This window comes from Streptomyces sp. DG1A-41, from assembly GCF_037055355.1.
Taxonomy (GTDB): Bacteria; Actinomycetota; Actinomycetes; order Streptomycetales; family Streptomycetaceae; genus Streptomyces.
In genome coordinates this window covers 6,031,881-6,058,691 of sequence record NZ_CP146350.1, presented here as the reverse complement: position 1 = coordinate 6,058,691, position 26,811 = coordinate 6,031,881, and the positions used below count along the sequence as shown (strand labels likewise).

Below are 26,811 nucleotides of genomic sequence, written 5' to 3'. Positions count from 1 at the left end.
CGCATAGCGTCCGGATCGGGTGTCTCCTAGGCTCGTAGAGAGGGCACCCGCGTGTGGCCCCTGCATTCCCAGGGACGTTCGTAGGAAGGGAGCCCAGCATGTCCGTAGACCCCACAGACCCGGAGACATTCGAGGTCGAGGAGGCGCCGGAGACGCCGGAGTACGACGTCGAGGCCCCCGAGGTCGACGCGACCGAGCAGCACACGGACGTCGCACCGGACCGCGACGACCCGCTGGACCACGTCGACCCCGGCCGCGCCAATGAGGCCGACCTGGTGGAGCAGGCCCGGATCGTCTCTCTCGACGAGGACGACTACCGGTGACGCACGCCGCCGGGCCGCGACCAGAAGCATCACCGAGCAGGAAAGGAGCCGCATTTTGCCCGCTCTGCACCTGTTTGAAACCTTCTCAACCGCTTTCGTAACCGTCCGGTCCGTGAAATTCTGCGTTCTCACCGCGCACACCACGGTTACCGAAAAGTACGATGGCGACGCGGCCAGATCCGCACGTGGACGACTTTGGGAGGCGGCGTGACAGCCATCGAGCAGACAGAGGCGGTTCGCCCGCGGGGCACACGCCTGCCACGCCGTGCCCGACGGAACCAGCTCCTGGGCGCCGCCCAGGAGGTCTTCGTGGCCCAGGGCTACCACGCGGCCGCGATGGACGACATCGCCGAGCGCGCCGGCGTCAGCAAGCCAGTGCTCTACCAGCACTTCCCGGGCAAGCTCGACCTCTATCTCGCACTGCTGGACCAGCACTGCGAATCGCTCATCCAGGCCGTACGGAACGCGCTGGCGTCGACGACAGACAACAAGCAGCGCGTCCGGGCGACGATGGACGCCTACTTCGCGTACGTCGAGGACGACGGCGGCGCCTTCCGCCTGGTCTTCGAGTCGGACCTGACGAACGAGCCCGCCGTGCGCGAGCGCGTCGACAAGGTCACCAACGAGTGCGCGGAGGCGATCTGCGACGTCATCGCCGAGGACACGGGCCTGTCGCGCGCGGAGTCGATGCTGCTCGCCTCGGGCCTGGGCGGCCTCGCCCAGGTGGTGGCCCGGTCCTGGCTGCACAGCGACCGCAGCGTGCCGCGCGACCAGGCCGTACAGCTGCTCGCCTCCCTGGCGTGGCGCGGCATCGCGGGCTTCCCGCTGCACGGAACCGAACAGCAGCACCACTGACGGCCGCTTTGTTCCCGCCCGCTGTTCGCTCGTGGCGTTCCCGGGCGGAGCATGCCGGTCCCCTCACCGGGCTAATGTGTGCTGCGTACGGCGCGGAAGGTCGCGCACATCACTGACCGTCGGAGGGACATAGCCGTGGAGGTCAAGATCGGCGTGCAGCACGCGCCCCGCGAGATCGTTCTGGAGAGCGGTCAGAGTGCCGAGGAGGTCGAGCGGGCGGTGTCCGAGGCGCTGGCCGGGAAGTCGCCGCTGCTGACCCTCGTGGACGAGCACGGCCGCAAGGTCCTGGTCCCGGCCGACCGTCTCGCCTACGTCGAGATCGGCGAGCCCGCCCCGCGCAAGGTGGGCTTCGGCGCTCTGTAGGCGCATGTGTGGAACGGGGCGGGGCGGCTGTCGGCCGGCCCGCCCCGTTCGCGTTTCCTCTCCCCCGCGGCACCCCGTGCGGCACACGGGTTCCTCCACGGACGGAGCACGGTTCACGCACAGAAGTGGATTGGATTCCGCAGGTCAGGGGTAAGACGGGCTACGACCGATTTGGGCAGCCGGCCATGTGGGAGGACCCCGACATGCTCCTGGAAGCGCTGAGTTCCGCGATCCTCGGCCTGGCTCTGTCATGGGCGGCCACGCATCGCCTGGCGCACCGGCTCCCGGCCCGCCCCCTGGTCCTGTCGACCGGCGTCGCGGGCGCCCTCTTCGGGGCCTTCGTCATGCACAGCGCGCTGGACGCCGGGCATCTGCTGCTGGTGCTGCTCGGCGCGGTGATCGTCTCGGTGGCCTCGCTGTCGCTGCTGCTGCGCCCCGCGGGGCGCCTGCGCCGACGATCAGCGACGGCTTAGCCGGAGCCGACCGGGGCGCGGGAACCGCGCACCCAGCCGACAACGGCCCACAGCCGCCACACAGTGGGAACCACCCTGTGCGGAGTGCTGCAAACCAGAACCACCCTGCGCGCAGGTTCCCCTACGCGGCCAATCCCAGCGCAGCCATCCGCTTGGTGTGCGCCTCGGTGATCCGGGAGAACATCTTGCCGACCTCGGCCAGGTCGAAGCCGTCCGCGACACCGCCGACCAGCATGGTGGACAGCGCGTCCCGGTCGGCGACCACCCGCTGGGACTGCGACAGGGCCTCGCCCATCAGCCGCCGCGCCCACAGCGCGAGCCGCCCGCCCACACGCGGATCCGCGTCGATCGCGGCACGCACCTTCTCCACGGCGAAGCCGCCGTGCCCGGTGTCGTCGAGCACGGCCAGCACCAGACTGCGGGAGTCGGAGTCCAGCCGGGCGGCGACCTCCCGGTAGAAGTCGCTGGCGATGGAGTCGCCGACGTAGGCCTTGACGAGGCCCTCCAGCCAGTCCGAGGGGGCCGTCTGCTTGTGGAACCCGTCGTAGGCCGCGACGAACGGCTCCATCGCCCGCGTCGGCTCCTCCCCGATCTCGGCGAGCCGGTCGCGCAGCCTCTCGAAGTGGTGGAACTCGGCCGAGGCCATCTTCGCCAGCTCCGCCTTGTCCTCCAGCGTCGGCGCCAGCTTGGCGTCCTCCGCGAGCCGCTCGAACGCCGCCAGCTCGCCGTACGCCAGCGCACCGAGCAGGTCCACGACCGCGGCACGGTACTGCGGGTCGGCGGAGGCCGTCGCCCAGTCCCGGGCGGCGACTCCGGTGTGGGCCGGGGTGGCGGTGGTGTCCGAGGCGTTCTCAGGCTTGTCAGAGCTCGTCATGAAGCGCACAATAGCCCGCCCGCCGGGAGGCGTAAGGCCCTGGTCAATCAGTGTGACGACGACTACGTGACCAAATCGGCCATCGCGTGTGCGGGATTCCGGGGTATGGTGGTAATGCGCCTGCTGGTACGTCGACGTACCTCGACAGGCCGCACGTATGAGGATGCCCGGTCGGTGGCCCGATCGGCTCCGACCCGACAGCCCTCCCCGGCGTACGGCACTACGCGTACGAGACCCGGAGGGGACACCCTCAGCGGCATGAGCGCTAGAGCGTCGGCGCGGTCCCGTGCTCTACGGCCCGCCCGTAGGCAGCCGACGTCCCCGGCACGGTCCGACACGACCCCCGCGCTCGCCTCGCGTCGCCCACACAGAAGAGGCAGCACCCTGACTACGACGTTCCGAGAGCTCGGAATTCTTCCCGAGACCGCCGAGGCCCTGGAGGCCGTCGGCATCATCACCGCCTTCCCCATCCAGGAGATGACGCTCCCCGTGGCCCTGTCGGGCTCGGACGTCATCGGCCAGGCCAAGACCGGTACCGGCAAGACGCTGGGCTTCGGCCTCCCGCTCCTCGAGCGCGTCACCGTCCCCGCCGACGTCGAGGCCGGACGCGCCAAGCCCGAGGACCTCACCGACGCCCCGCAGGCGCTCGTCGTCGTCCCCACGCGCGAGCTGTGCACGCAGGTCACCAACGACCTGCTGACCGCGGGCAAGGTGCGCAACGTACGCGTCCTCGCGATCTACGGCGGCCGGGCCTACGAGCCCCAGGTCGAAACCCTCAAGAAGGGCGTCGACGTGGTCGTCGGCACCCCGGGCCGGCTGCTCGACCTCGCCGGACAGAAGAAGCTCAACCTGAAGCACGTCCGGTGCCTGGTCCTCGACGAGGCCGACGAGATGCTCGACCTGGGCTTCCTGCCCGACGTCGAGAAGATCATCAACATGCTTCCGGTCCGGCGCCAGACGATGCTGTTCTCGGCCACGATGCCGGGCGCGGTCATCGGACTGGCCCGCCGCTACATGTCGCAGCCCACGCACATCAGCGCCACGGCGCCGGACGACGCGGGCAAGACGGTCGCGAACACCAAGCAGTTCATCTACCGCGCGCACAACATGGACAAGCCGGAGATGGTCGCGCGCATCCTTCAGGCCGAAGGCCGGGGCCTGGTCATGGTCTTCTGCCGTACGAAGCGCACCGCGGCGGACCTCGCCGACCAGCTCCAGCAGCGCGGGTTCGCGTCCGGCGCGGTCCACGGCGACCTCGGCCAGGGCGCCCGCGAGCAGGCGCTGCGGGCCTTCCGCAACGGCAAGGTGGACGTCCTCGTCTGCACCGACGTCGCCGCCCGTGGTATCGACGTCGAGGGCGTGACCCACGTCATCAACTACCAGTCGCCGGAAGACGAGAAGACGTACCTGCACCGCATCGGCCGTACGGGCCGCGCGGGCGCCAAGGGCATCGCGATCACGCTCGTCGACTGGGACGACATCCCGCGCTGGCAGCTCATCAACAAGGCGCTGGACCTGGGCTTCAGCGACCCGCCGGAGACATACTCCACCTCCCCGCACCTCTTCTCCGACCTCGGTATCCCCGAGGGCACGAAGGGCGTCCTGCCGCGCTCGGAGCGCAAGCGCGCCGGGCTGGACGCGGAGGAGCTGGAGGACCTGGGCGAAACGGGCGGCCGGGGACCGCGCGGGCGCGGGGGCCGCGGTCGTGGCGGCCGGGACGAGTCCCCGTCGGCCGACCGTGAGCGTTCGGACCGTACGCCGCGACGCCGCCGCCGTATGCGCGGCGGGACGCCGCTGGACGGGGCGCCGGAGTCCGCCGGCACCGCCGCTCCGGAGACCACGGCCGCAGGCGGCTCCGCCGAGGCGGAGACCGTCACGGCTCCTCGCACCCCGCGTCGCCGTCGCCGCACCCGCGGCGGCGCCCCGGCCGAGTCCGCGCCGGTCACGGCGGTCGAGTCCCCGGCGTCCGAGCCGGCAAAGGGCGCCGTCGCGACGGCGGAGGGCACGAGCACGGAGGCGGCGAAGCCGCGCCGGCGCCGTACGCGCAGGTCGGTGACGTCGGTGGAGACGCCGGCGGCGGAGGCCGCGGTGACGCCGTCGGCTGCCGCGGAGGCCCCGGCGGATGCGGATGCCGCGTCGGTCGTGGCCGCCCCGGTGACCGAACAGTCCGAGGCTCCCGCGGCCAAGCCGCGCCGCCGCACCCGCAAGACCACGGCTGCGTCCGCGGCCGAGTCGGCGGTCGACACGGCCGAGGGGACCGCCGAGTCCGCACCGGAGCCGACGGAGACGAAGCCGCGCCGCACCCGCAAGACGGCTGCCTCGTCCGAGCCCCCTGCCGCTCCGGCCGAGGCCACGGAGACCCAGCCGCGTCGTACACGCAAGGCCGCAGCCGCGGCGGAGGACGCCGTCGACACGGCCGAGACCGCCGAAGCGAAGCCCAGGCGTACGCGCAAGGCAACGGCAGCGACGGAGAACGCCGTCGGCCAGGCGCAGGCCACCGAGCCCAAGCCCCGCCGCACGCGGAAGACCACCGCAGCAGCCGAGACCGCCGCCGACACCGCCGAAGGCACCGAGGCCAAGCCCCGCCGTACGCGCAAGGCGACCGCCACAGCGGAAGACGCCGTCGACACGGCCGAGACGGCCGAGGCCAAGCCCCGCCGCCGCACCCGCAAGGCCGTCGAAGCCGCCGAGCCCACCGAGTCCGTCGCCGCCGGGATCCCGGCCCAGACGACTCAGGAGCCGGAGGAGGCCGAGGCCAAGCCGCGGCGTATCCGCAAGGCGACGGCCAAGGCCGAGGCGAGCGTCGACACGGCCGAGGGCACGGAGGCCAAGCCGCGCCGGACGCGGAAGACGGCGGCCGTCGCTGCGGATGCCGAGACCGCCGAGGCCAAGCCGCGCCGCACGCGGAAGACCGCCGCAGCAGCCGAAGCCGCCGCCGACACCGCCGAAGGCACCGAGGCCAAGCCCCGCCGCCGCACCCGCAAGGTGACCGAGCCCGCCGATATCCCGGCACAGGCCGGGCAGGAGCCGGAGGCCGTCAAGCCGCGTCGCGCGCGGAAGTCGACCGCGGCCGCCACGGCCTCCGCCGAGGCCGCGGTTGACGCGACCGAGGCGAAGCCGAGGGCCCGCCGCACCCGCAAGGCCACGGCCGGCGCGGAGCCCACGGAGGGCTGACACTCTCCCCGATGGCCCGGTCCCACTCGCGTGTGGGGCCGGGCCATCGGCATTCGCCCGAGCGCCCCACCGCCCCGTCCCGCGTCCCGGTCGGCCGCCACCCGCCGGCGCGCCGCACCACCACGCGCCCACCCGCTACCCTCACCCCGTGACCAGGCAAGCCACCTTCACCCCGCCCCCGGGCGCCCGCGCCTACCCCCTGCGCACAGCACGCGGTGAGTTCGCCGTCGTCGACTCGTCGCCGAAGACGGGGGCGGAGGTCGAGGGAGTCGCCCTGATGCTGCCCGGATTCACCGGCAGCAAGGAGGACTTCCGACTGCTCCACGAGCCGCTCGCAGAGCGCGGGTACCGGGTCGTCGCCGTGGACGGGCGTGGGCAGCACGAGTCGGACGGCCCCGTGGACGACGAATCCGCCTACGCCCAGCGGGAACTGGCACGGGACGTGCTCGCGCAGGCCGAGGCGCTCGGCGTGCCCGTGCACCTCGTCGGGCACTCGCTCGGCGGGCAGATCGCGCGTGCGGCCGTGCTGCTCGACCACTGCCCCTTCCTCTCCCTCACCCTGGTCTCGTCCGGCCCGGCGGAGATCTCCGTCTCCCAGCAGCAGCGGGTGAAGCTGCTGCGGGACGCGCTCGCCGTGCTGTCGATGGAGGAGGTGTGGGAGGCCATCCAGGCCATGGGGCCGCCGGAGGAGGTCGGCGGGCCCGCCCGGGGCCCCGGCGACCCGGAGCAATTGCGCCGCCGCTGGCTGGGCCACAGTCCCGCCCAACTTCTCGCTACCGGCCGCCAGTTGTGCACCGAGCCGGACCGCGTCGACGAACTCGCCGCCGTACCGCTGCCGTTCCACGTCCTGTCGGGCGCGCACGACGACACCTGGCCGGTGGCGATCCTCGACGACATGGCCGTACGGCTGGACGCGCACCGCACGGTCGTCGCGGGAGCCGAGCACTCCCCGGGCGCTGAACAGCCCCTGCCGACCGCCCAGGCCCTCGCCGACTTCTGGGACGGAACCCGCACCCCCTAGTACTGCGTCCGGAGGTGCTCCCAGAAGCCGTCCCGCAGTGCGCGCCGCAGGTCCGCCTGTCCGCGCAGCGAGTACTGCAACAGGCCCTCCGCCTCCACGAGCAGGTCCTGGTCCACCGAGCCGGGCAGGTAGGGGTGGCCGGGCAGGAGCTCGACCAGCGTGTCCCGGCCGCGGGCGGCCAGCCACTTCGCCGCGATCTGCGCGCCCACGAACCGCACGTCCTCACGGGTGGGCCGGCCCGCAGCCGCCTCGTAGGCGGGGGCCGCGCGGCGGGAGACGTAGGGCTTGAAGAAGTCGAGGTCGAAGGTGCGCTGGCTGTCGACCTCCCACAGGAGGGGCTCCGCCTGGTTGCGGCCCTCCGGCGCCTCGATGCCCCAGAGGTGCACGCGGGCGCCGTACCCCTGGGCCGCCTCCACCGCCGACACCAGGTCCTCGTCGCCGCCGAGCAGGGCCGCGTCGCTGATGGCGCGGTGCCGGGCGAGGGACTCCAGGTCGGTCCGTATGAGTGAGTCGACGCCCTTCTGCTGGTTGTTGGAGTTCAGGTTGCCCAGCCGCACCTTGACGTCCGGCAGTTCCGCGATGCTCTGCTGCTCGGCCGTGTGGATGCGGCGGCGGGCGCCGTCGTACCAGTAGACCCGCAGCAGCCTGCTGTCCGCGAAGATGGTGCGGGCCGTGTCGATGAACGCGTCGATCAGGCCCTCGGCGTCCAGGTCGAAGGCCCGGCGGTCCTCGGTGCCGGCGACGAGCCGTCCCGCGGCCGCGTACAGATACCCGGCATCGACGAAGATCGCATGGGTCGAGGGCGTCTTCGCCACCTCGGCGAGCATGCGCTGGAGCAGCTCGTTGGTGCGGTCGATGCGGGCGCTCAGGGCCGCGAGGTCGTCGTTCATCGCCTCCATTGTCCCGGCGGTCACGCTGTGAACACAACTGGTCCCGGTCGGTCCCGTAACGACAGCCTTACGGCTTGGTAATTAGCCGTTCGAAAAATTTCCTTAGCGTAGGGAATGTTTCAACGGTGCAGTTCTGTTGACTCATATGGAACACCGGGCACCGCTGCCCCGTGGGTCCACCACCAAGTAGTTCTCCTCAGGAGGATGACCAGACGAAGGGAGAAGCCCTTGCGCTTCGAAATCATGCACCTCGACGACGTCGACGGCACGCCCGTGGACACGACCGTCGTGGACGCCGCCTCCGTCAACCGCATCGTTCAGCAGGCCGCCGCCACAGGGCAGCGCCTCTGGATCCGCCCGGCCGGGACCACGGCCTCATAACGCGCGCCGCTCTCCCACTCTTCGCAGCCCCCGCACGGCATCGGCCGTGCGGGGGCTTCGCTGTTGCGGACCTCCGTGGCGGGGGGCGTACTGGCTGAGGGGGACGGTGAGAGCGAGGACAGGAACGGTGGACCACATGTCCGTGACGGGCCGGTCGAACGAGGAACTGCACGAGCGGGCCGCCGCCGAGGCCACGCGGCGATACGAGGACTCCGCCGCGGAGCGTGAGCGGGTCGAGGGTCGGATGGCGGCCGGTGTGCGGTTCCCGGACACCCCGGACGCACTCGCCGTGCGCGCCGACCGGATCCTCGACCGGGGTGGTCTGTCGCCCTCGGCGGTGGTGGCGGACATCCACGGCGAGGCCATGGACCTGCCCCACACCAACGAACGCATCATCGACCTGTCGAACGAACTCCAGGCCTGGAGCTTCCTGCCGCGCGGGGTCAGGGCCGGAGCCACGGTCGCCCGGATCACCCTGCGCCGCGAGGGCCGCGAGCTTCCGCACGGCACCGGCTTCCTGGTCTCGCCGCGGCTGATGATGACCAACCACCACGTGCTGCCCGACGAGAGCTTCGCCCGCCAGTGCTTCGCGGAGTTCAACGCCCAGGTAACGGTCGACAACGTCCCCGACACCGCCGTCCGCATGGAGTTCGACCCGGGGACCTTCTTCGCCGCGGACAGACGGCTGGACTTCGCCCTCGTGGCGGTCGCACCCGCCCTGGACGGCCGCCGACCGGGCGAGATCTTCGGCTGGAACCGGCTCAGCGTGCAGCTCGGCAAGCTGGTGCTCGGCGAGAAGGTGAACATCATCGGCCACCCGGACGGACGCCTCAAGGAGATCGCCCTGCGCGACAACGCGCTGCTGGTACGGCTCGACGACTTCGTCCACTACCGAACCGACACCCGCCCCGGAAACTCGGGCTCCCCCGTCTTCAACGACCAGTGGGAGGTCGTGGCCCTGCACCACAGCGGCGTACCGAAGAAGGACGCTCAGGGCCGCGTCCTGCGGAAGGACGGCCGGCCCTGGAGCCGGGGCGACGGCGACGACGTGATCGACTGGGTCGCCAACGAGGGTGTCCGCATCAGCTCGATCCTCAAGCATCTGGCCCGGCTGGACCTCGACCCCGGGCGGCGCGCGCTGCTGACCGAGATGGGCCCGGACTCCGGCCTGGACCAGAGCACGGCCGCCCCCGCACTTCAGCCGGAGCGGACCACGCCGGCCGCAGCCGGCCTCACAACCCCCTCGGCCCCCGGCGTCCCGGTGACGGTGACCATCACCGAGAGCGAGACCCGGACGCAGAGCCCCAAGAAGGGACGCCCCGCCCGCGGCACCGCCTTCGGCGGCCGTCAGCACCTGGTCTTCCTGCACGGCAGGGACCAGCAGAGCAAGAAGCCCGACGAGCTCCGCCGGAGATGGACGTCCGGCCTGAACCGCGGCCTCACGCTCGCGGCACTGCCCACGGTCGACCCGGAGGACGTGTGGTTCCCGTTCTACGGCACGAGACTGGCCGACCTCGTGAGCGGGCGGGAGAGCACGGCCCGGGCCGTCGGACTCGACGAGGTGAGCGCCGCCGCTGCCGCCGAGGTCTTCGCCGCCGAATCGCCCACCGGCTCCTACGAGCAGCTGCTCCACGAGGCGGCCGCCCGGGCCGGCATGCCCCAGAACGGGCCGGCGACCACGGAGGGCTTCGGTGCGGGGCTGGTCGGCGCACTGCACCGGCCGCTGAGCTGGCTCGCCACCAGATCCGACCTGGACGAGTGGACCATCGCCACGTTCCTGCGGGACGTCGACCTGTACCTCTGCGACAGCTCCGTGCGGCAGGCCGTGCTGGACAGCGTCCTGGAGACGATGCCCGCCACCGGCGAACTCGTGCTGGTCACGCACAGTTTGGGCACGGTCGTCGGCATGGACCTGCTGGCCCGGCTCCCGGACGGCCTCGACCCCGTCCTGCTGGTCACCGCGGGCAGCCCGCTCGGGCTGGACGGCGTCAACGAGCGGCTCCTCGCCCGCGGCCCGCACCGGCCGCCCAGGGTGCGCGACTGGGTCAACGTCTGGTCCCCCACCGACGCGGTCGCCGTCGGCTGTCCCCTGGCGGACGAACGGTGGGGCAAGCTCACCCAGCTGGCCGTCCAGAACGGCCGGGACCGCGCCCATGACATCGACGAGTACCTCGCCCACGCGGGACCGGCCAGGGAGATCGGCACCGTGCTCACCCGCCCGGCCTGACCCGGCGGTCCCTCAGCTGCCCTGGATCACCTGCGTGACCCCGTTGATGATCTGCTGTACGGCGATGGCGGACAGCATCATGCCCGCGAGCCGCGTCACCAGGACCACACCGCCGTCCTTGATGATCCGGATGATCACCAGCGAGTAGCGCATCACCAGCCACAGCACGACGTGGATGGCGAGGATCGCCGTCCACACGGAGACCTGCGTGGCGACGGTGTGGGCCTTCTGCACGGCGAGGATGACCGACACGATTGCCCCCGGCCCGGCCAGCAGCGGCATGCCCAGCGGCACGAGAGCGACGTTGACGTCCTTGGTCTGCTTCGGCTCGTCCGTCTTGCCGGTCAGCAGGTCGAGCGCGATCAGCAGAAGCAGCAGACCGCCCGCGATCATCAGCGCGGGCACGGACACATGCAGATAGTTCAGGATCTGATGCCCGAGCAGCCCGAACACGGTGATCACACCACCGGCGACACAGACGGCCTGGAAGGCCATCCGCTTCTGCACCTTGCCGGGCCGGCCGGCGGTGAGAGCGAGGAAGATCGGGGTGATCCCGGGGGGATCCATGATGACGAAGAGGGTCAGGAACAGGGAGCCGAAAACGGCGAGGTCGAACATGAGCGTGATGACCTTGCGGGGTTACTGAGGGTGGGCAGCGGGCGTCCGCGACCGCTGTGGGCAGGCGTTCCGCATGGCGATGGGGGCACCGCCCTGCTCGAACGCAGTTGAGAGCTTGGGGGAGGGTGGGCACGGCCGGCAACGCCGGGTGCCTGACAACGGACCTACAGGAGAGAAAGCTCAGACCCCGCCGGCCCCGGGCACCGGAAACGCCCCGAAGGCCCGCCGCGTGATCTCCCCGTACACCTCGGGATCCGTCGTGTACTCCCCGAGCACACACGTCTTCCGGCTGCCGTGATAGTCGCTGGATCCGGTCACGAGAAGCCCCAGCTCCTTCGCCAGCCCCCGCAGCCGGGCACGCGTATCCGCGTCGTGGTCCATGTGGTCGACCTCGATGCCGTCCAGCCCGGCCGTGGCCATCTCGGCGATCGCGGCCTCCGGCACCGTACGCCCCCGCTTGCTCGCCCCGGGGTGCGCGAACACCGCGGCCCCGCCCGCGCCCTTGATCAGCCGGATCGCCTCGAAGGGGTCGGTCTCGTGTTTCTCCACGAAGGCCCGGCCGCCGTCGGCCAGCCAGTCCTGGGTGAAGGCGTCACTGACGGTCGGCACCACGCCCAGCTCGACGAGCGCGGTCGCCACGTGCGGTCGCCCGACGGACCCGTCACCGGCGATCCGAGCCACCTGTTCCCAGGTCACGGGCACGCCCAGCTCCTGAAGCTTGGCGATCATGCCCTGCGCCCGGGGCACCCGGTCGTCCCGGACCAGCTCGCGCTCGGCGAGCAGCGCCGGTTCCCCGGCGTCGAAGAGGTACGCCAGCATGTGCATGCTGATGCCGTCGAGCCGGCAGGAGAGTTCGGCTCCGGTGACCAGCGTGAGCCCCTCGGGCAACGCGGCGATCGCCTCGGCGTGGCCCCGGGTGGTGTCGTGATCGGTCAGCGCGACGACGTCCAGCCCGGCCGCGGCGGCCTTCCGCACCAGCTCGGCGGGAGCGTCCGTACCGTCGGAAGCGGTGGAGTGGGTGTGCAGATCGATGCGCACGACGCGGACTCCAGACACGGACGGGACGGACAGGGCTGCTCAAGGATAACCGGATTTTCACCGACCCCTGTCACACCCGAACCTGGCAAGCGCCCCCTACAGCCAACGCCCTGAAGGGGTGCGGGAACTTCGCGACAAGCCACAGACCCCCCGCAGCCACCGGCGCACCCGAAGACCCGCCCCTCTGGGCGCTACGGCTGAAGCAACCTCGGCGACAGGGCCCCGCACGGCACCAACTCCACCTCCGCGCCGGCCTCCCGCAGATCCGCCAGCACCAACTCGTCGTACATCAGCAACCCGGACTGCTCGGGCCACACGACCGCCCACAGCCACATCCCAAGCGCCTCACCGGCGAAAACCGCACGATCATCCGGCGCCCCGGACACATGCCACAACGGCGTGGGACGCCCCGCGGCCAGCACCTTCGCCTGAGCCGGCTTCCCGACGTCCATGTAGGGCCCCGGATCCGGACCCTCGATGCCCGCGTACCGCGCACCGAGTCCGACGCCGAGCTCCTCCGCCACCAGGATCAGCTCGCCCATGCCGCCGAGCGGCCCGGGCCCCGTGCAGGCCACGGCCGTGGCGCGGCCGCCCGTGCGGTCGTCCCCCGCGCAGGCCACGCCCGTGAACAGCCAGCCGACCGGCAGCGGCCATGGCATCCACACCGGCACGTGGGTGCGGTGCACCACGACGTTGAGGGCGTCGACACTGGGCGGTATCACGGGCTGCACCGGATGGACGGCGCCGTGCGCATCGCATTGCCACGCGTCGGAGAAGAGGCCGGGAGCCCTGACCCGGCCACCGCACTTCGGGCAACTGGGTTCGCCCCTCATAGGGCCCCACGGTCCTACCCCCGCCCCGTCACGTCAAGGACGATCACCCAACCGGACGGAACCCTTCACTCCCAGACTGGATGTAGCTTGCATTAATTACCTTACCTAACTTAATGTGTGTTCACACCAACTACTTCCGTCCGGGAAAGGGAGCAACCATGAACCCCTTCGACGCCGGAGCGGGCGGCCTCCTGAAGCAGCCCAAGTCCGTGTGGGCGACCGCCGGGGCGTCGGTCGTCGCCTTCATGGGCATCGGACTCGTCGACCCGATCCTGCCGTCCATCGCCCAGGGCCTGCACGCCACGGCGAGCCAGGTCTCCCTGCTCTTCACCTCGTACTTCCTCATCACCGCCGTCGCGATGCTGGTGACCGGCTTCGTGTCCAGCCGGATCGGCGGCCGGAAGACACTGCTGCTCGGCCTCGCGTTCGTCGTGGTGTTCGCCGGGCTCGCGGGCACCTCGGGATCCGTCGGCGAACTGGTGGGCTTCCGGGCCGGCTGGGGCCTCGGCAACGCGCTGTTCGTCTCGACGGCCCTCGCGGTCATCGTCGGCGCGGCGGCCGGCGGCAGCGCCGCGGCGATCCTGCTGTACGAGTCGGCCCTCGGCCTCGGCATGGCCTGCGGTCCGCTGCTGGGCGCCCTGCTCGGGGACGCCAGCTGGCGCTACCCGTTCTTCGGCACGGCATTCCTGATGGCGGCCGGCTTCCTGTGCATCGCCGTGTTCCTGAGGGAGCAGCCGAAGCCGGCCCGCAAGACCTCGCTCCTGGACCCGGTCAAGGCACTGGGCCACGGCGGCCTCGCCTCGGCGGCGGTCTCGGCGTTCTTCTACAACTACACGTTCTTCACCGTGCTGGCCTTCACGCCGTTCGTGCTGGACATGAGCCCGTACCGGTCGGGGGCGGTGTTCTTCGCCTGGGGTGTGCTGCTCGCCGTCTTCTCGGTGCTCGTGGCGCCCCGGCTCCAGAAGCGGTTCGGCTCACTGAAGGTGCTCGGCGGTTCGCTGGTGCTGCTCGCGGCCGACGTGCTCGTGCTCGGCTACGGCGACCACGCGACCGCCGTGGTCTGCACGATCCTGTCCGGCGCCTTCATCGGCGTGAACAACACCGTCTACACGGAGCTGGCCCTCGGCGTCTCGGACGCGCCCCGGCCGGTGGCGAGCGCGGGCTACAACTTCGTGCGCTGGTTCGCGGCGGCGGCCGCCCCCTACTTCGCGCCGAAGATCGAGGAGTGGACCGACCTCCACATCCCGTTCGCGGTGGCGGCGGTCACCGCGGTCGTGGGCGCGCTCGTGGTCGCCGTACGACGGAAGGCACTCACGGCGGAGGCCGAGGAGCTGGAGACGGCGCACACGACCGAGGACAGTGTCACCGTCTTCGCCAACTGATGCTTCCCGGCCAGGGGTTGGTGAGCTTCCTCACTCCAGCGGGACGGACTTCCGGGACGGATCCCGGAGGTCCGCCCCCTGGTTCAGCCACCGCTCCTGGAGCGCCTGCGCGCCGTGCACGCGCTTCCAGGCGGCCTCGTTCGGGGTCATCGGCAGCAACGGCAGGAACCGCACGGGGTCGAGGGGCTCGTCGAGCTCCAGGTCCTCGACCAGGCCGCCCGGCTCGGCGACCAGGACCGAGGTGAAGGGAGCGCCGGGCCACAGCGGTTCGCCGACGTCGAGAGAGGCTCCCGGAGCCACGACCAGGCCCTCCACCTGCGGAGACGCGGCGAGCACGGCGAGCGGGCGGAGCACCTTGTCGGTGTCGGCCAGTCCGGCACGCACCGAGAGGACCAACTCGGCGCGCGGGCCCTTGACCGGGTCGGCGACCACCGCCGTGGGGTCCGTCATGGGGTGCGCGGACATGCCGAGCGTGACGTAGCGGACGATGTCCCCCTCCTGGAAGCGGAGCACCTCGATGCGGTCCGTGCCCAGGAAGGTGACCGCGGCACGCGCGTCCGGTTCGCCCAGCGCGGTACGCATCCGGGCTTCGACCAGAGGAAGAACATCTGCCATGCGGCGAGCATAGAACTCGTCAGTAGCGGGCAAACAAGCGCCTTGACACGTCGGGCGACTGATACTCTTGCCCGGTGGTTCGGGGCAGCACGCAGAAGCGTCGCGATCAAGCCCCGACGCCGAAGGAACTCCCTTACGAGGGACCGGCCGGAGGAGGTGGGACTGCAATGGACCGAAGTCGACCGTGCAGTAGCACCACGCTCTTCCCGCCGCTGACGTAGCTGTTCTGGCTCTGGCTGGTCGCCACCTCTCGCACTCGCTTCACGCGGAAGAGCGCTTCGTTTCGCTTTGCCTGATCTGCCTCAGTAGCTGAATCAGTAACGAGACTCGCCACCGCGACGGTGCGGTGCTCCCCGCTTTGTGGACGTGCCAAACATCCTCAGTCCCAACGTCCTCATTCCGGGCAGTTCCACCTGTCGGGTCCGGCGCCTTTTCGTTGCCTGTCGCGAAGGAGCCCGCCATGTCGATGATCCGCGACCTGCGCGCCGTCGTCCGTCCGTCCCGCGTGTCGCTGCGCAAGGACGGTGGGACGTACGACGCCACCCGCAGCCCCGCGACGGCCTCCGCCGTCGTCGACTGCGCCGTCTACCGGGACGGCCGCCGCATCGAGACCGAGACCCCGCTGACCCCGCACGAGGCGGTGCGCCTGGTGCGCCGCGACGGCGGCTTCGTGTGGATCGGCCTGCACGAGCCGACCGAGGCCGAATTCTCCGGCATCGCCAGTGAGTTCGGGCTGCACCCGCTGGCCGTGGAAGACGCCGTCCAGGCCCACCAGCGGCCCAAGCTGGAGCGCTACGACGACTCCCTCTTCACGGTCTTCAAGACCATCCACTACGTGGAGCACGACCAGCTCGACGCCAACAGCGAGGTCGTCGAGACCGGCGAGGTCATGTGCTTCACCGGGCGGGACTTCTTCATCACCGTCCGGCACGGCGGACAGGGCTCCCTGCGGGCCCTGAGGCACCGCCTCCAGGACGACCCCGAGTTGCTGTCCAAGGGCCCCTCGGCCGTGCTGCACGCCATCGCCGACCACGTCGTCGACGGCTACATCGCGGTCGCCGACGCCGTGCAGGACGACATCGACGAGGTCGAGACCGAGGTGTTCTCCCCGGGGCGCAAGGGCGCGCCGCGCGGCACGGACGCCAGCCGGATCTACCAACTCAAGCGCGAGGTGCTGGAGTTCAAGCGGGCGGTGTCGCCGCTGCTGCGGCCCATGCAGCTGCTGAGCGAGCGGCCGATGCGGCTGATCGACCCGGACATCCAGAAGTACTTCCGGGACGTCGCCGACCACCTGGCCCGCGTCCAGGAGCAGGTGCTCGGCTTCGACGAGCTGCTCAACTCCATCCTCCAGGCCAACCTCGCGCAGGCGTCCGTGGCGCAGAACGAGGACATGCGGAAGATCACCTCGTGGGCGGCGATCATCGCCGTACCGACCATGGTGTGCGGGGTGTACGGCATGAACTTCAAGTACATGCCGGAGCTGGAGTGGCGGTACGGCTATCCGGTGATCCTGGGCATCACGGTGACCATCTGCCTGGGCATCCACCGCACGCTGAAGCGGAACGGGTGGCTGTGAACGGCGTGGATAGGCTGGGGGCCATGACAAGCGAGCTGCTCGGCCGGGCCCTCGTCGAGGAGGCCACGAAGAAGTCCGGCCTCGTCTGGGTCCAGGGCCCCGACGGCCCGGCGCGTGCGCTGTGGCACGTGTGGCACGAGGGTGCCGCGTGCCTGGTCGGCGACGGGCCCGGTGAGCAGCCGCTGCCGGGCCTGGCCGACGGGACCGAGGCCCAGGTGACGGTCCGCAGCAAGGACAAGGGGGGCCGGCTGGTCTCCTGGACGGCCCGGGTCACCGAGCTCGCACCGGGCTCCGAGGCGTGGGACGCGGCGGTCGCCGAGCTCAAGGGCAAACGGCTGAACGCGTTCGACGGCGAGGCCATGCCCGACCGCTGGGCCCGCGAGTGCCGGGTGCTGCGCCTGGAGCCGACCGGGACGACGGCGCCGCTGCCGGACGACTCCCTGTCCGAGCCGCCGCTGCCGACCCCGGCGATCACCCGCCGGCCGATTCCGGCGGGTCTGCCCCGCCTGCTGCTGAAGAAGCGCAAGCGCAAGTGACAGCCTAGGACGTCGGCAGCTGCCTGCCGTAGTCCACCGTCTCGTTCTTCTCCGGCTCCCTCAGGGAGAAGTCCTGCCCCCAGGCGGAGAACGTGAGGGTACCCGCCCCACCGGCCCGCTCCAGCCGCAGCGGATACGGCTTGCCCTCGAGGGACACCTCCAGGGTGCCGCCGGAGCCCTTGCCGCCCGAGATGCGGATGGTGCGGATGCCCGCCTGCTCGTCGTGACCGTCCGTCGCGAGTTTGCCGTGCAGGGTCAGCAGACCGTCGAGGAGGACTCCCTTGTCCGTGAAACCGCTGAACTTCCTGTACGAAGGATCGCCCTGCGGCACCTTCACGAACTTGCCGCCGAGCTTGGACGCTGCGGCAGCGTCCGCCGTGCCCTCCCCTCCCTGGCCCGCGCCGTGACTCCAGAACGCCGCGTCGGCCTTGACGAAGAGCTGCTCGCCGACGCGCAGCAGCTGGAAGGTCGCCCCCTCGGTGGTGACCGACCCCTCGCCGCCATCGGTCTTCAGCCGCATGTCGAGCGCGTACGTCCGCCCACCGCTGACGACGTTCCCGTGCAGGCGGACCGCCCCGGCGGACTCGGCGGCCGTACGGGTCTTGGCCTGGATCTTCTCGGCGGGCAGTCTGCCGACGCCGTTGGTGCCCTCGTTCGGATCCTCCGCGCAGCCCGTGAGCACCGTTCCGGTCACGGCCAGTGCGCACATCGCGATCGCGAGTGCGGCACTGCGGTTGCGGCCCTGGCGAATCGGAGTCACAGGTGGGGCTGCCTCTCTGACGGGAGACCTGAACGGCGTACCGCAGGGTACCGGGGACGTGCGGGCAGGTCGGAGCCAGTCCGTCAGGACCGCCCGCCGACGCGCCCCCGATCGGGACGGGCTAGCCTGAAGCCCACCCGAGCGGGCAATTCGGAAAAGACAGGCACGCAGACAGGAACCACGGAACACCCCGCACGAAAAGGAGCCGCGGCCATGGCAGCGGGCGCCCCCCGGATCTTCGTATCGCACCTCTCCGGTGTCGCCGTCTTCGACCCCGCCGGCGACCAGGTGGGGCGTGTCCGCGATCTCGTCGTCATGCTGCGGATGGCACAGCGACCGCCGAGGCTGCTCGGCCTCGTCGTCGAACTCGCCACCCGCCGCCGCATCTTCCTGCCGATGACCCGGGTGACCGCCATCCAGTCCGGGCAGGTCATCACCACCGGCGTGCTCAACGTCCGGCGCTTCGAGCAGCGGCCCACCGAGCGGCTGGTCTTCGGGGAGCTGCTGGACCGGCGCGTCACGCTCACCGAGACCGGCGAGGAGGTCACCGTCCTCGACCTGTCGGTGCATCAGCTGCCGGCCCGCCGCGAGTGGGAGATCGACCGGGTCTTCGTCCGCAAGGGCAGGAAGGCGAGCGCCTTCCGGCGCGCCAAGGGCGAGGCGCTGACCGTCGAGTGGAGTGCCGTCACCGGCTTCACGCTGGAGGAGCAGGGGCAGGGCGCGGAGAGCCTGCTCGCCACCTTCGAGCAGCTGCGCCCAGCCGACCTGGCCAACGTCCTGCACCACCTCTCCCCCAAGCGCCGCGCCGAGGTCGCCGCCGCCCTCGACGACGACCGGCTGGCCGACGTGCTGGAGGAGCTCCCGGAGGACGACCAGATCGAGATCCTCGGCAAGCTCAAGGAGGAGCGCGCCGCCGACGTCCTGGAGGCCATGGACCCGGACGACGCGGCCGACCTGCTGGGCGAGCTGCCCACGGACGATCAGGAGCGGCTGCTGAGCCTGATGCAGCCCGGCGACGCGGCGGACATGCGGCGCCTGATGTCGTACGAGGACCGCACGGCGGGCGGTCTGATGACCACCGAGCCGATCGTGCTGCGCCCGGACGCCACCGTCGCCGACGCCCTCGCCCGCGTCCGCAACCCCGACCTCTCCCCCGCCCTGGCCGCCCAGGTCTACGTCTGCCGGCCACCCGACGAGACACCGACCGGCAAATACCTCGGCACGGTCCACTTCCAGCGGCTGCTGCGCGAGCCACCGCCCTCACTGGTCAGCTCGATCGTGGACAGCGACCTGCAACCGCTCGACCCCGACGCGGACCTGCCCGCCATCGCCGGGTTCTTCGCCACGTACGACATGGTCGCGGCGCCCGTGGTCGACAAGGCCGGCTCGCTGCTGGGCGCGGTGACCGTGGACGACGTACTCGACCACATGCTCCCGGAGGACTGGCGGGAGACGGAGTTCCACCTGGACGAGGAGGAGGTGGCGACCGATGGTTCCTGATCGCGAGACCCTGCGCGAGCGCACACTGTCCGGCGCCACGGCCGCCACCCGGCCGCGCACCGCCCGCCTCGACCAGCCGGGGGTGCCCAGGCGCCGGATCCTGCCCGAGTACGACCCTGAGGCCTTCGGTCGGTTCTCGGAACGCATCGCGCGCTTCCTCGGCACCGGACGGTTCCTGGTCTGGATGACGGCCGCCATCATCCTGTGGGTGGCGTGGAACACCCTCGCCCCTCGCGACCTGCGCTTCGACGAGTACCCGTTCATCTTCCTGACCCTGATGCTGTCGCTCCAGGCCTCCTACGCCGCCCCGCTGATCCTGCTCGCGCAGAACCGGCAGGACGACCGCGACCGGGTCAATCTGGAGCAGGACCGCAAGCAGAACGAGCGGTCGATCGCGGACACCGAGTACCTGACCCGCGAGGTCGCGGCCCTGCGCATCGGCCTCGGCGAGGTCGCCACCCGCGACTGGATCCGCTCGGAGCTCCAGGACGTGGTCAAGGAACTGGAGGAACGCCACAACGGCCACCGTCACGGCTCGGTCGTGTTCCCGGCGGAACGGCCACCGGGACGTGACGCAGACGACCGCTGACGGCCTTTCCTACGGCACGGTACGGCGCCGTACCATCGACCCTATGGCTACGGAAGACGCGGTGCGCGAGGCACTGGCGACGGTGAACGACCCCGAGATCCACAAGCCCATCACCGAACTCGGGATGGTCAAATCCGTGGAGATCGGCGCGGACGGGGCGGTCGCGGTCACCGTGTACCTGACGGTCTCGGGCTGCCCGATGCGGGACACGATCACGCAGCGCGTGACCGAGGCGGTGTCCCGGGTCGAGGGCGTCACCCGCGTCGACGTCACACTGGACGTGATGAGCGACGAGCAGCGCCGCGAGCTGGCCTCCGCCCTGCGCGGCGGCCAGACCGAGCGCGAGGTCCCCTTCGCCAAGCCGGGCAGCCTGACCCGCGTCTACGCGGTCGCCTCCGGCAAGGGCGGCGTGGGCAAGTCCTCGGTGACGGTGAACCTGGCGGCGGCGCTGGCGGCCGACGGCCTGAAGGTCGGTGTCGTCGACGCCGACATCTACGGCCACAGCGTGCCGCGCATGCTGGGTGCCGACGGCCGTCCGACCCAGGTCGAGAACATGATCATGCCGCCGTCGGCGCACGGCGTGAAGGTCATCTCCATCGGCATGTTCACCCCGGGCAACGCCCCGGTCGTCTGGCGCGGCCCGATGCTCCACCGCGCCCTCCAGCAGTTCCTCGCGGACGTGTACTGGGGCGACCTGGACGTGCTCCTGCTGGACCTGCCGCCCGGCACCGGCGACATCGCGATCTCCGTCGCCCAGCTGGTCCCGAACGCCGAGATCCTGGTCGTCACGACCCCGCAGCAGGCCGCTGCCGAGGTTGCCGAGCGCGCCGGCTCCATCGCCGTCCAGACCCACCAGAAGATCGTCGGCGTGGTCGAGAACATGTCCGGCCTGCCCTGCCCGCACTGTGGCGAGATGGTCGACGTCTTCGGCACGGGCGGCGGCCAGGTGGTCGCCGACGGCCTGACCCGCACGACCGGCACGAACGTCCCGGTCCTCGGCAACATCCCCATCGACGTCCGCCTCCGCGAGGGCGGCGACGACGGCAAGCCGGTGGTCCTGACGGACCCGGACTCCCCGGCGGGCTCGGCGCTGCGCGCGATCGCAGGCAAGCTGGGAGGCCGGCAGCGGGGCCTGTCGGGCCTGTCCCTCGGGATCACTCCGAGGAACAAGTTCTAGATCGAAACGCCCTTGGGGGCAACGCCCTCAGGGGCGCGGGGCTGTGTCGATATGCGGCTCCGCGCGTGGGCGCGAACAACCACATCGCACCCGCAGCCACCCGAATGCTGTCCCTCCACGGCGAAGGGGCGCCGAACCGAACCCGGCGCCCCAGCAACTCACGCGTACGCGGCGATGTCCTTGACCACGGCGAAGCCGAGCCCATACGCACTCATGCCACGCCCGTACGCGCCCACATGAACACCCGCCGAGGTCGACCCGGCCAGCACCCACCCGAACTCCGACTCCCGGTAGTGGAACGCCGTCGGCACCCCGTCCACCGGCAACGACAGCGTCGACCAGTCGGCCCCGTCCAGGTCGTCCGCCAGCACCCACGCCGTCTCCGTCTGCTGCTCCAGCCAGTCGTCCCGCAGGGAGTGGTCCATCTGCCCGGGCCACGTGAAGGACAGCAGCCCCACACCCGCGAGCCACGCCGCCGAGGACACCGACGTGGCCTCCAGCAAACCCGTGCCGTCCGCGCTGCGCCGTGAGGGATTCGCCGCCACGGTCACCACGACCGCGAACGTCTCCTTGGCCTCCTGATCACCCCCGGCGGCGAACTCGTTGCGCACCGTGGGCTCGTCACCGTGCCCGATCGACCCGTGTTCCACGGCCCCGTCGGCCGTCGTACCGACCTGCATCAGCCAGCGCGGCCCCGTGAACGCCTCGTCGAGGCCGTACCACGGGAAGGGCGCGCGCAGGTAGTCGTCGACCGTACGCCGGGCGGAGGGGACCTGTTGTCCGCCCTCCGCGGCCGGCGCCTGTGCGACTGACCCACTCGTCGTCTCCATGTGCCCGAGCCCTCCTCGTTCTAGTCGGACCGGGCGGCCCGCCCCCCTTCGGGCGTACTCGACCGGTCCGCACAACAACTCGGCAGCATAGCCACACCGCCGCGAGCAGCAGGGAAAGCGCCCGGCGCGTAGGCCGCACGGGCGCCTGGTTCAGGCCGTACACGGCCCGACCGGAGTATGAAACGCGTCACGCACGCCGGGGCGCACACCCCGGCGCGCGGCTCAGGTGGCGTCCGCGTCGAAGGGCGGCCGGTCGTCCCGGTCGGGGATCTCGGGCTTCTTCGTCATGTCGATACGGCCGCCGGACGAGCCGGAGGACGACGAGGAGGACGTGTCGGAGTCACGGCCGTGGACGGCGTCGGTGACCTCGGCCATCTCCTTCTTCAGGTCGAAGCCGTTGCGGATTTCCTTGAGCCCCAGGTCCTCGTTGTCCAGCTGCTTGCGGATGAACGTCTTGGGGTTGAGGTCCTCGAACTCGAAGTCCTTGAACTCCGGGCCGAGTTCCTCCCGGATGTCGTGCTTGGCGCTCTCCGAGAACTCACGGATCTTCCGGATCGTGCGCGTCACGTCCTGGATGACCTTGGGGAGCTTGTCCGGACCGAAGACGAGCACGGCAAGGACGATGATCGTCACCAGCTCGAGTGGTCCTATGTCATTGAACACCTGAAGCTCCTTGCGATGTCCTCGGTCCTCGGCCCTCGGTGGTCATGCGGGTCTTGCCGTGGTCCGGGCCGGATCCACGGTACCCGGCGATCCGGTCCGACCGGTACCGTCCCGAGACCTCCGAGTGCGGGGAGTGGGAGCGCTTTCCCGAATGTTTGCCTTCTTCGTTCCTGTGAATCCCGGCTTCAAGCCTGTAGATCCCGGACATCACGACTCAGCTGCCGCCGGAGGACCCGAGGACGAGCGACACCGTCCGCTCCTTGCCGGCGCGCTCCACGGTCAGGTCCAGCCGGTCGCCGGGACGGTGGGCACGGGTCTTGACGATCAGCTCCTCGCCGGAGTGGACGCGCTGCCCGTCGACCTCCGTGATGACGTCGCCCGCCTTGATCCCGGCCTTGGCGCCCGGGCCGCCCGCGGTCACCGGCGGTCCTCCCTCGCGGCCCTGGGCGGCGACGCGGGCGCCGTCGCCCGTGTACTCCATGTCGAGCGTGATGCCGATCACGGGGTGGGTCGCCTTCCCGGTGTTGATCAGTTCCTCGGCGATGCGCTTGCCCTGGTTGATGGGTATGGCGAAGCCGAGGCCTATCGAGCCGGACTGGCCGCCGTCCGGCTCGGAGCCGCTGTCCGCCGACCGGATGGCCGAGTTGATGCCGATGACACGGGCCTTGGCGTCGAGCAGGGGCCCGCCGGAGTTGCCCGGGTTGATGGGCGCGTCGGTCTGGAGCGCGTCGACGTACGACACGTCGCTGCCGTCGCCCTTCTCGCCGCCCGCCGTGATGGGCCGCTGCTTGGCACTGATGATGCCGGAGGTCACGGTGCCGGCCAGGTCGAAGGGCGCGCCGATGGCCACGACCGGGTCGCCGACCTGCACGTTGTCCGAGTTGCCGAGGGGCAGCGGGGTGAGTCCGCGCACACCCTTCACCTTCACGACGGCGAGGTCGTAGCCGCTGTCCCGGCCGACGAGCTCGGCCTCGGCCGTCTCACCGCCGTTGAAGGTCACCGTGATCTCGCCGGCGGATCCGGCGGGCTGCACGACGTGGTTGTTGGTGAGGATGTGCCCTTGGGTGTCGAGCACGAAGCCGGTGCCCGTGCCCTGTTCGCCGGAGCCGCTCACGTGCAGGGTGACCACGCTGGGCAGGGCCCGCCCGGCGATCCCGGCCACACTGTCCGCGTCCCGCCCGGCGGGCTCCTTCCCGGCCTGCGGCAGCTCGACGGTCCCGACGCCGCCGTTCCGCTCCAGATACGTCCCTATGGCGCCGCCGACGCCCCCGGACACGAGCGCGAGCAGCACGGCAGCACCGGCCAGCGCCTTACGGCCCCGCCGACGCCGCTGTTCCGTGCTGAGCACCCCGGCGCCGTGCTGCTGGAGCGGGCCATGGCCGCCGGGGGCCACGGGAGCTGCCCAGGGGTCGTAGCGCTGCCAGGGGTCCGGGGCCGGGGGCTGGGTGTCGGCGTGGACAGCCGCAGGGGGCACCGGCGCGGGGGCGCTGGGGAGCGGCACGGGCGCGGCCGGTCCGGGGATGCCGGGAGACGCCGCCGGTGTCCCGGCAGGCGGCGGAACGGGCGTGCCGGGTATGGCCGACCGGTCCGCTGTCACCATGCCGTGCGCCGGAGTCCCCGCCGGATGCTGCACCGGCGGCGCGGGCGCCCAGGGGCCGGGTTCGCCGTAGGGCGGCGTGCTGTACGGATCGGGATCGTGCAGGGGCCTGGGGGCGCCATCCACCGGCACGGCGGAGGTCGCGTTCCCGGTCTCCGCGGCGCTCCCGGCAGGCCCGCCCTGGGCCGGCACGGCGGACGCGGCGGGAGCGCCGTCCTCGGCAGCCCCGGCAGGCACCTCGGGCACCCCGGCGGGCTCGCCGTCGGCCGGTGCGGCCTCGGGGCGCCTCAACTCGTAGTCGCCGCCGTCCCCGGCCTGCCGCACGGCAGGCCGGGCCAGCTCGAAGTCGCCGTCGCTGTCAGCCACGTCCCCCGGGGCCCACCCCGTACTCTCCGGCCCCCCCGGAAGGCCCTGCGGCCGAGGACGGCTCCACCACTTGGCCTTCGTGGGCTTCCCCTCGTTCATGCTCTCCCCACAGCCGCGGCACGGCTCGACGGCGGTCGCCGCAGTTCGTCGAATCGGCGCCACGGCCACGCCTCGGCCGCGGGCGCCACCCCCGGATTCAATCAGGTTCGCTCGCCGCCGCGCAGCGGCCGGTCAGCGGGCCGTACGGGAGGAGGCGGGAGGAGAGGGGGACGAGGTCGTGTCCGGGAGGGGAACGGCGAGCAGGGGCGCCGCGATCTCGGGGACCGTGGACCACGAGGTCAGGGCGGCCGGCGGGGCCGCCTCGATCGGACGTATCAGCGGGGACATGGCGGCGGCACCGGCCATCACCGGGGCGGCCAGCGCGTGCACGGCGTGCTGCCCTGCGGCGGAATGCGGCACCCCCGGCAGCAGGGGTGCGGAGATTTCGGTCGGGGCGACCGGAGTGCGGCCGAGCACACTCTGGCCGTGCACCTGCCCGAGCAACGGCGCCATATTGCGGCGCCGCTGGGATTCGGGCTGTGTCGCGGCGCCCGCGCCCTGCGTGCGCATCGGTGTCACGTTGCTCCCGGTGCCGAAGCCGCCGCGGGCCTCCGTGTCGGCCGGGGTGCCGGTGGTGACGCCGCCCAGCGCGATCGCGGCCAGGGACACGGCTCCGGCGGCCGCGAAGGCGAACCGCAGCCGCGAGGAGGATCTCTCGGGCTCGTGCCGACCGACGTCGTGAATACGGAAGCCCCGGCTGCCCGCGGGAAGGCCCCGGTCGTCGGACGACAGGCCTCGCTCGCCCGAGGGGAGGCTGCGGTCCCCCGCGGAGGACGGCAGCAGGGGCACGTGCGGCCGGGCCGGGACGTACCCGAACTCGAACCGGTCGCCGCGCCTGGCTCCGAAGGCCCCGGACGATCCGAACCGTCCGGACAGTCCGCCGGGCAGCATTCCCCCGCCCGGCGGTGCGACATCACCGTCCGGGCCGCCACCCGCGGGTAGTCCCTGCAAGCGGGCCAGGAAGCTCTCTGAGGGGGGCGGCGGGGCCGCCTCCGCGAAGACGTTCTTCAGCCGGCGCTGGGCGTCCACCTCCGCCTTGCACTTCGGGCAGGTGGCCACATGCGCCAGTACGCGCTCACGCGCGTCATGACCGAGCTCTCCGTCCACCAGGGCGGAGAGTCGGTCTCCAAGGTGCTGCTCTGCGAGGTGTCCCTCGGAAGCTTTCGGCCGTGATCCGCTCACGCGCTCGCGCCCCCTCCTCCCAGTGCGGGAACACGGGGCACGAAGGAGCGGCGCTCGGCGCGCGCCTGAGGCGAGCGGTGCGCGAGGGCCTTGCGCAGCTGGGAGCGGCCACGGTGGATCCGCGAACGGACCGTGCCGAGCTTGACGCCGAGAGTCGCGGCGATCTCCTCGTACGACAGTCCTTCGATGTCGCACAGGACGACCGCGGCGCGGAACTCGGGGGCGAGGGTGTCGAGGGCCTGCTGGACGTCCGCGTCGAAGTGCGCGTCGTTGAAGACCTGCTGCGGAGAGGGCTCCTTGCTGGGCAGCCGCTCGGCCGCGTCCTCGCCGAGCGCGTCGAAGCGGATGCGCTGCTTACGGCGGACCATGTCCAGGAACAGGTTCGTGGTGATGCGGTGGAGCCAGCCCTCGAAGGTGCCCGGCGTGTACGTCGACAGGGAGCGGAAGACACGGACGAAGACCTCCTGCGTGAGGTCCTCGGCGTCGTGCTGGTTGCCGGTCAGGCGGTAGGCGAGCCGGTAGACCCGGCCGCTGTGGGTGCTGACGATCTCCTCCCACGTGGGCGGAGTCCACGCCTGCCCGTCCGCGTCGGTGGTGAAGGTCGCGGTCTGGGCGAAGTCAGCGGCGTGGCTGTGGTCAGCAGTGTCGTTCACGGATGTCGGCCTGCCCGCCGATGTGAAGAAGCGCCGGAGCACTCCTCCCCTATCCACAGGCGCGGCCGCACCTCCCCTGTCAGCTCTGGTGGTGTCCAGTGGAGCCCCTACCATAGCCACCTCGCCCGTTAGGACCGGATAAGCGGTTTTACGAGAATTTGATCTGTGCTGATACGCCTCGTACTGCTGCGTCGGCACTTGCTCGGTGCCTCGACC

Annotated in this window: 26 protein-coding genes; 14 read left to right on the top strand and 12 right to left on the bottom strand. The window is 71.4% G+C overall.

From position 1 onward, the window contains the following. Window positions 1-98 precede the first annotated feature (98 nt). From V8690_RS28350 to V8690_RS28335, 4 genes are all read left to right on the top strand, one after another. Window positions 99-323: a hypothetical protein gene (locus V8690_RS28350; protein ID WP_338782904.1), complete on the top strand. Its 225-nt coding sequence runs from the start codon at window positions 99-101 to the stop codon at window positions 321-323. A 207-nt stretch (window positions 324-530) separates the two neighbouring features. Continuing rightward, window positions 531-1,178, top strand: coding sequence for a TetR/AcrR family transcriptional regulator (locus V8690_RS28345; RefSeq protein WP_338782903.1), 648 nt, complete (start codon window positions 531-533; stop codon window positions 1,176-1,178). A gap of 135 nt (window positions 1,179-1,313) precedes the next feature. Beyond that, window positions 1,314-1,541 (top strand): DUF3107 domain-containing protein, encoded by a 228-nt coding sequence (locus tag V8690_RS28340; RefSeq protein ID WP_031114311.1) that lies wholly within the window; start codon window positions 1,314-1,316, stop codon window positions 1,539-1,541. 203 nt (window positions 1,542-1,744) lie between these two features. Next, the gene (locus V8690_RS28335) at window positions 1,745-2,014 is read left to right on the top strand and encodes a hypothetical protein (RefSeq protein ID WP_338782902.1); all 270 of its coding nucleotides are present in this window, start codon (window positions 1,745-1,747) and stop codon (window positions 2,012-2,014) included. Between the two features lie 121 nt (window positions 2,015-2,135). Here the strand turns inward: V8690_RS28335 and V8690_RS28330 are convergent, their stop codons facing one another. Continuing rightward, entirely contained in the window at window positions 2,136-2,888 is a 753-nt protein-coding gene (locus V8690_RS28330; protein ID WP_338782900.1) for a ferritin-like fold-containing protein, read from the bottom strand. A 477-nt stretch (window positions 2,889-3,365) separates the two neighbouring features. Here V8690_RS28330 and V8690_RS28325 point away from each other — a divergent pair, with 477 nt between their 5' ends. Beyond that, entirely contained in the window at window positions 3,366-6,062 is a 2,697-nt protein-coding gene (locus tag V8690_RS28325) for a DEAD/DEAH box helicase (RefSeq protein WP_338785488.1), read from the top strand. A 148-nt stretch (window positions 6,063-6,210) separates the two neighbouring features. Then, complete coding sequence (locus V8690_RS28320; protein ID WP_338782899.1) at window positions 6,211-7,083, top strand: alpha/beta hydrolase; 873 nt, start codon at window positions 6,211-6,213, stop codon at window positions 7,081-7,083. Here V8690_RS28320 and V8690_RS28315 read toward each other — a convergent pair. Then, entirely contained in the window at window positions 7,080-7,973 is an 894-nt protein-coding gene (locus V8690_RS28315; protein ID WP_338782897.1) for an NYN domain-containing protein, read from the bottom strand. The two genes, V8690_RS28320 and V8690_RS28315, sit on opposite strands and share 4 nt — an antisense overlap. A 204-nt stretch (window positions 7,974-8,177) precedes the next feature. On the opposite strand from V8690_RS28315, the gene V8690_RS28310 reads away from it, so the two are divergent. Together V8690_RS28310 and V8690_RS28305 are read left to right on the top strand one after the other, a co-directional pair. Beyond that, a complete protein-coding gene (locus tag V8690_RS28310; protein ID WP_167337993.1) occupies window positions 8,178-8,354 on the top strand; it encodes a hypothetical protein in 177 nt (58 codons plus the stop codon). A gap of 136 nt (window positions 8,355-8,490) precedes the next feature. Beyond that, window positions 8,491-10,581: a serine protease gene (locus V8690_RS28305; RefSeq protein ID WP_338785487.1), complete on the top strand. Its 2,091-nt coding sequence runs from the start codon at window positions 8,491-8,493 to the stop codon at window positions 10,579-10,581. Between the two features lie 12 nt (window positions 10,582-10,593). Here the strand turns inward: V8690_RS28305 and V8690_RS28300 are convergent, their stop codons facing one another. The 3 genes from V8690_RS28300 to V8690_RS28290 form a co-directional block, all read right to left on the bottom strand. Next, entirely contained in the window at window positions 10,594-11,199 is a 606-nt protein-coding gene (locus V8690_RS28300; RefSeq protein ID WP_150482878.1) for a MarC family protein, read from the bottom strand. 180 nt (window positions 11,200-11,379) lie between these two features. Then, the gene (locus tag V8690_RS28295) at window positions 11,380-12,237 is read right to left on the bottom strand and encodes a PHP domain-containing protein (RefSeq protein ID WP_338782895.1); all 858 of its coding nucleotides are present in this window, start codon (window positions 12,235-12,237) and stop codon (window positions 11,380-11,382) included. A gap of 191 nt (window positions 12,238-12,428) precedes the next feature. Beyond that, window positions 12,429-13,070, bottom strand: a complete 642-nt coding sequence (locus V8690_RS28290) for a DUF6758 family protein (protein WP_338782894.1) — start codon at window positions 13,068-13,070, stop codon at window positions 12,429-12,431. Window positions 13,071-13,228: 158 nt separating this feature from the next. On the opposite strand from V8690_RS28290, the gene V8690_RS28285 reads away from it, so the two are divergent. Continuing rightward, complete coding sequence (locus V8690_RS28285; RefSeq protein WP_338782893.1) at window positions 13,229-14,452, top strand: MFS transporter; 1,224 nt, start codon at window positions 13,229-13,231, stop codon at window positions 14,450-14,452. A gap of 30 nt (window positions 14,453-14,482) precedes the next feature. On the opposite strand, the gene V8690_RS28280 is transcribed toward V8690_RS28285, so the two are convergent. Beyond that, window positions 14,483-15,067 (bottom strand): suppressor of fused domain protein, encoded by a 585-nt coding sequence (locus V8690_RS28280; protein ID WP_338782892.1) that lies wholly within the window; start codon window positions 15,065-15,067, stop codon window positions 14,483-14,485. Between the two features lie 460 nt (window positions 15,068-15,527). On the opposite strand from V8690_RS28280, the gene V8690_RS28275 reads away from it, so the two are divergent. Together V8690_RS28275 and V8690_RS28270 are read left to right on the top strand one after the other, a co-directional pair. After that, window positions 15,528-16,643, top strand: a complete 1,116-nt coding sequence (locus tag V8690_RS28275) for a magnesium and cobalt transport protein CorA (protein ID WP_338782891.1) — start codon at window positions 15,528-15,530, stop codon at window positions 16,641-16,643. Window positions 16,644-16,666: 23 nt separating this feature from the next. Further along, a complete protein-coding gene (locus tag V8690_RS28270) occupies window positions 16,667-17,179 on the top strand; it encodes a hypothetical protein (protein WP_338782890.1) in 513 nt (170 codons plus the stop codon). 4 nt (window positions 17,180-17,183) lie between these two features. Here V8690_RS28270 and V8690_RS28265 read toward each other — a convergent pair whose 3' ends face one another. Continuing rightward, the gene (locus V8690_RS28265) at window positions 17,184-17,939 is read right to left on the bottom strand and encodes a hypothetical protein (RefSeq protein WP_338782888.1); all 756 of its coding nucleotides are present in this window, start codon (window positions 17,937-17,939) and stop codon (window positions 17,184-17,186) included. Window positions 17,940-18,152: 213 nt separating this feature from the next. Between V8690_RS28265 and V8690_RS28260 the strand changes: the two genes are divergently transcribed. Genes V8690_RS28260 through V8690_RS28250 form a run of 3 tightly spaced genes read left to right on the top strand, consistent with a single transcriptional unit; the run spans window position 18,153 to window position 21,205 of the window. Beyond that, window positions 18,153-19,439: a CBS domain-containing protein gene (locus tag V8690_RS28260; RefSeq protein ID WP_338782887.1), complete on the top strand. Its 1,287-nt coding sequence runs from the start codon at window positions 18,153-18,155 to the stop codon at window positions 19,437-19,439. Beyond that, the gene (locus tag V8690_RS28255; protein WP_338782886.1) at window positions 19,429-20,028 is read left to right on the top strand and encodes a DUF1003 domain-containing protein; all 600 of its coding nucleotides are present in this window, start codon (window positions 19,429-19,431) and stop codon (window positions 20,026-20,028) included. Before V8690_RS28260 ends, V8690_RS28255 begins: the two co-directional genes overlap by 11 nt. A 43-nt stretch (window positions 20,029-20,071) precedes the next feature. Further along, window positions 20,072-21,205 (top strand): Mrp/NBP35 family ATP-binding protein, encoded by a 1,134-nt coding sequence (locus tag V8690_RS28250; RefSeq protein ID WP_338782885.1) that lies wholly within the window; start codon window positions 20,072-20,074, stop codon window positions 21,203-21,205. 158 nt (window positions 21,206-21,363) lie between these two features. On the opposite strand, the gene V8690_RS28245 is transcribed toward V8690_RS28250, so the two are convergent. From V8690_RS28245 to sigE, 5 genes are all read right to left on the bottom strand, one after another. After that, on the bottom strand, window positions 21,364-22,035 hold the full coding sequence (locus tag V8690_RS28245) for a hypothetical protein (protein ID WP_338782884.1): 672 nt from the start codon (window positions 22,033-22,035) through the stop codon (window positions 21,364-21,366). 222 nt (window positions 22,036-22,257) lie between these two features. Continuing rightward, complete coding sequence (locus tag V8690_RS28240; protein ID WP_338782883.1) at window positions 22,258-22,698, bottom strand: sec-independent translocase; 441 nt, start codon at window positions 22,696-22,698, stop codon at window positions 22,258-22,260. A 214-nt stretch (window positions 22,699-22,912) separates the two neighbouring features. Further along, window positions 22,913-24,760 carry a trypsin-like peptidase domain-containing protein gene (locus V8690_RS28235; protein ID WP_338782882.1) on the bottom strand — a complete coding sequence of 616 codons (1,848 nt, stop codon included), beginning with the start codon at window positions 24,758-24,760 and terminating at the stop codon, window positions 22,913-22,915. A gap of 132 nt (window positions 24,761-24,892) precedes the next feature. Next, window positions 24,893-25,867, bottom strand: coding sequence for a zf-HC2 domain-containing protein (locus V8690_RS28230; protein ID WP_338782880.1), 975 nt, complete (start codon window positions 25,865-25,867; stop codon window positions 24,893-24,895). 71 nt (window positions 25,868-25,938) lie between these two features. Further along, window positions 25,939-26,709, bottom strand: coding sequence for an RNA polymerase sigma factor SigE (sigE, locus tag V8690_RS28225; protein WP_338782879.1), 771 nt, complete (start codon window positions 26,707-26,709; stop codon window positions 25,939-25,941). Window positions 26,710-26,811 lie beyond the last annotated feature (102 nt).

Coding starts and splice junctions, on each gene's coding strand:
- V8690_RS28325 (WP_338785488.1), top strand. CDS start 3,366: ATGACGCTCCCCGTGGCCCTGTCGGGCTCGGACGTCATCGGCCAGGCC.
- V8690_RS28285 (WP_338782893.1), top strand. CDS start 13,229: ATGAACCCCTTCGACGCCGGAGCGGGCGGCCTCCTGAAGCAGCCCAAG.
- V8690_RS28350 (WP_338782904.1), top strand. CDS start 99: ATGTCCGTAGACCCCACAGACCCGGAGACATTCGAGGTCGAGGAGGCG.
- V8690_RS28270 (WP_338782890.1), top strand. CDS start 16,667: ATGACAAGCGAGCTGCTCGGCCGGGCCCTCGTCGAGGAGGCCACGAAG.
- V8690_RS28275 (WP_338782891.1), top strand. CDS start 15,528: ATGTCGATGATCCGCGACCTGCGCGCCGTCGTCCGTCCGTCCCGCGTG.
- V8690_RS28255 (WP_338782886.1), top strand. CDS start 19,429: ATGGTTCCTGATCGCGAGACCCTGCGCGAGCGCACACTGTCCGGCGCC.
- V8690_RS28245 (WP_338782884.1), bottom strand. CDS start 22,035: ATGGAGACGACGAGTGGGTCAGTCGCACAGGCGCCGGCCGCGGAGGGC.
- V8690_RS28330 (WP_338782900.1), bottom strand. CDS start 2,888: ATGACGAGCTCTGACAAGCCTGAGAACGCCTCGGACACCACCGCCACC.
- V8690_RS28280 (WP_338782892.1), bottom strand. CDS start 15,067: ATGGCAGATGTTCTTCCTCTGGTCGAAGCCCGGATGCGTACCGCGCTG.
- V8690_RS28290 (WP_338782894.1), bottom strand. CDS start 13,070: ATGAGGGGCGAACCCAGTTGCCCGAAGTGCGGTGGCCGGGTCAGGGCT.
- V8690_RS28250 (WP_338782885.1), top strand. CDS start 20,072: ATGGCTACGGAAGACGCGGTGCGCGAGGCACTGGCGACGGTGAACGAC.
- sigE (WP_338782879.1), bottom strand. CDS start 26,709: ATGGTAGGGGCTCCACTGGACACCACCAGAGCTGACAGGGGAGGTGCG.
- V8690_RS28315 (WP_338782897.1), bottom strand. CDS start 7,973: ATGAACGACGACCTCGCGGCCCTGAGCGCCCGCATCGACCGCACCAAC.
- V8690_RS28310 (WP_167337993.1), top strand. CDS start 8,178: ATGACCAGACGAAGGGAGAAGCCCTTGCGCTTCGAAATCATGCACCTC.
- V8690_RS28305 (WP_338785487.1), top strand. CDS start 8,491: ATGTCCGTGACGGGCCGGTCGAACGAGGAACTGCACGAGCGGGCCGCC.
- V8690_RS28260 (WP_338782887.1), top strand. CDS start 18,153: ATGGCAGCGGGCGCCCCCCGGATCTTCGTATCGCACCTCTCCGGTGTC.
- V8690_RS28235 (WP_338782882.1), bottom strand. CDS start 24,760: ATGAACGAGGGGAAGCCCACGAAGGCCAAGTGGTGGAGCCGTCCTCGG.
- V8690_RS28300 (WP_150482878.1), bottom strand. CDS start 11,199: ATGTTCGACCTCGCCGTTTTCGGCTCCCTGTTCCTGACCCTCTTCGTC.
- V8690_RS28335 (WP_338782902.1), top strand. CDS start 1,745: ATGCTCCTGGAAGCGCTGAGTTCCGCGATCCTCGGCCTGGCTCTGTCA.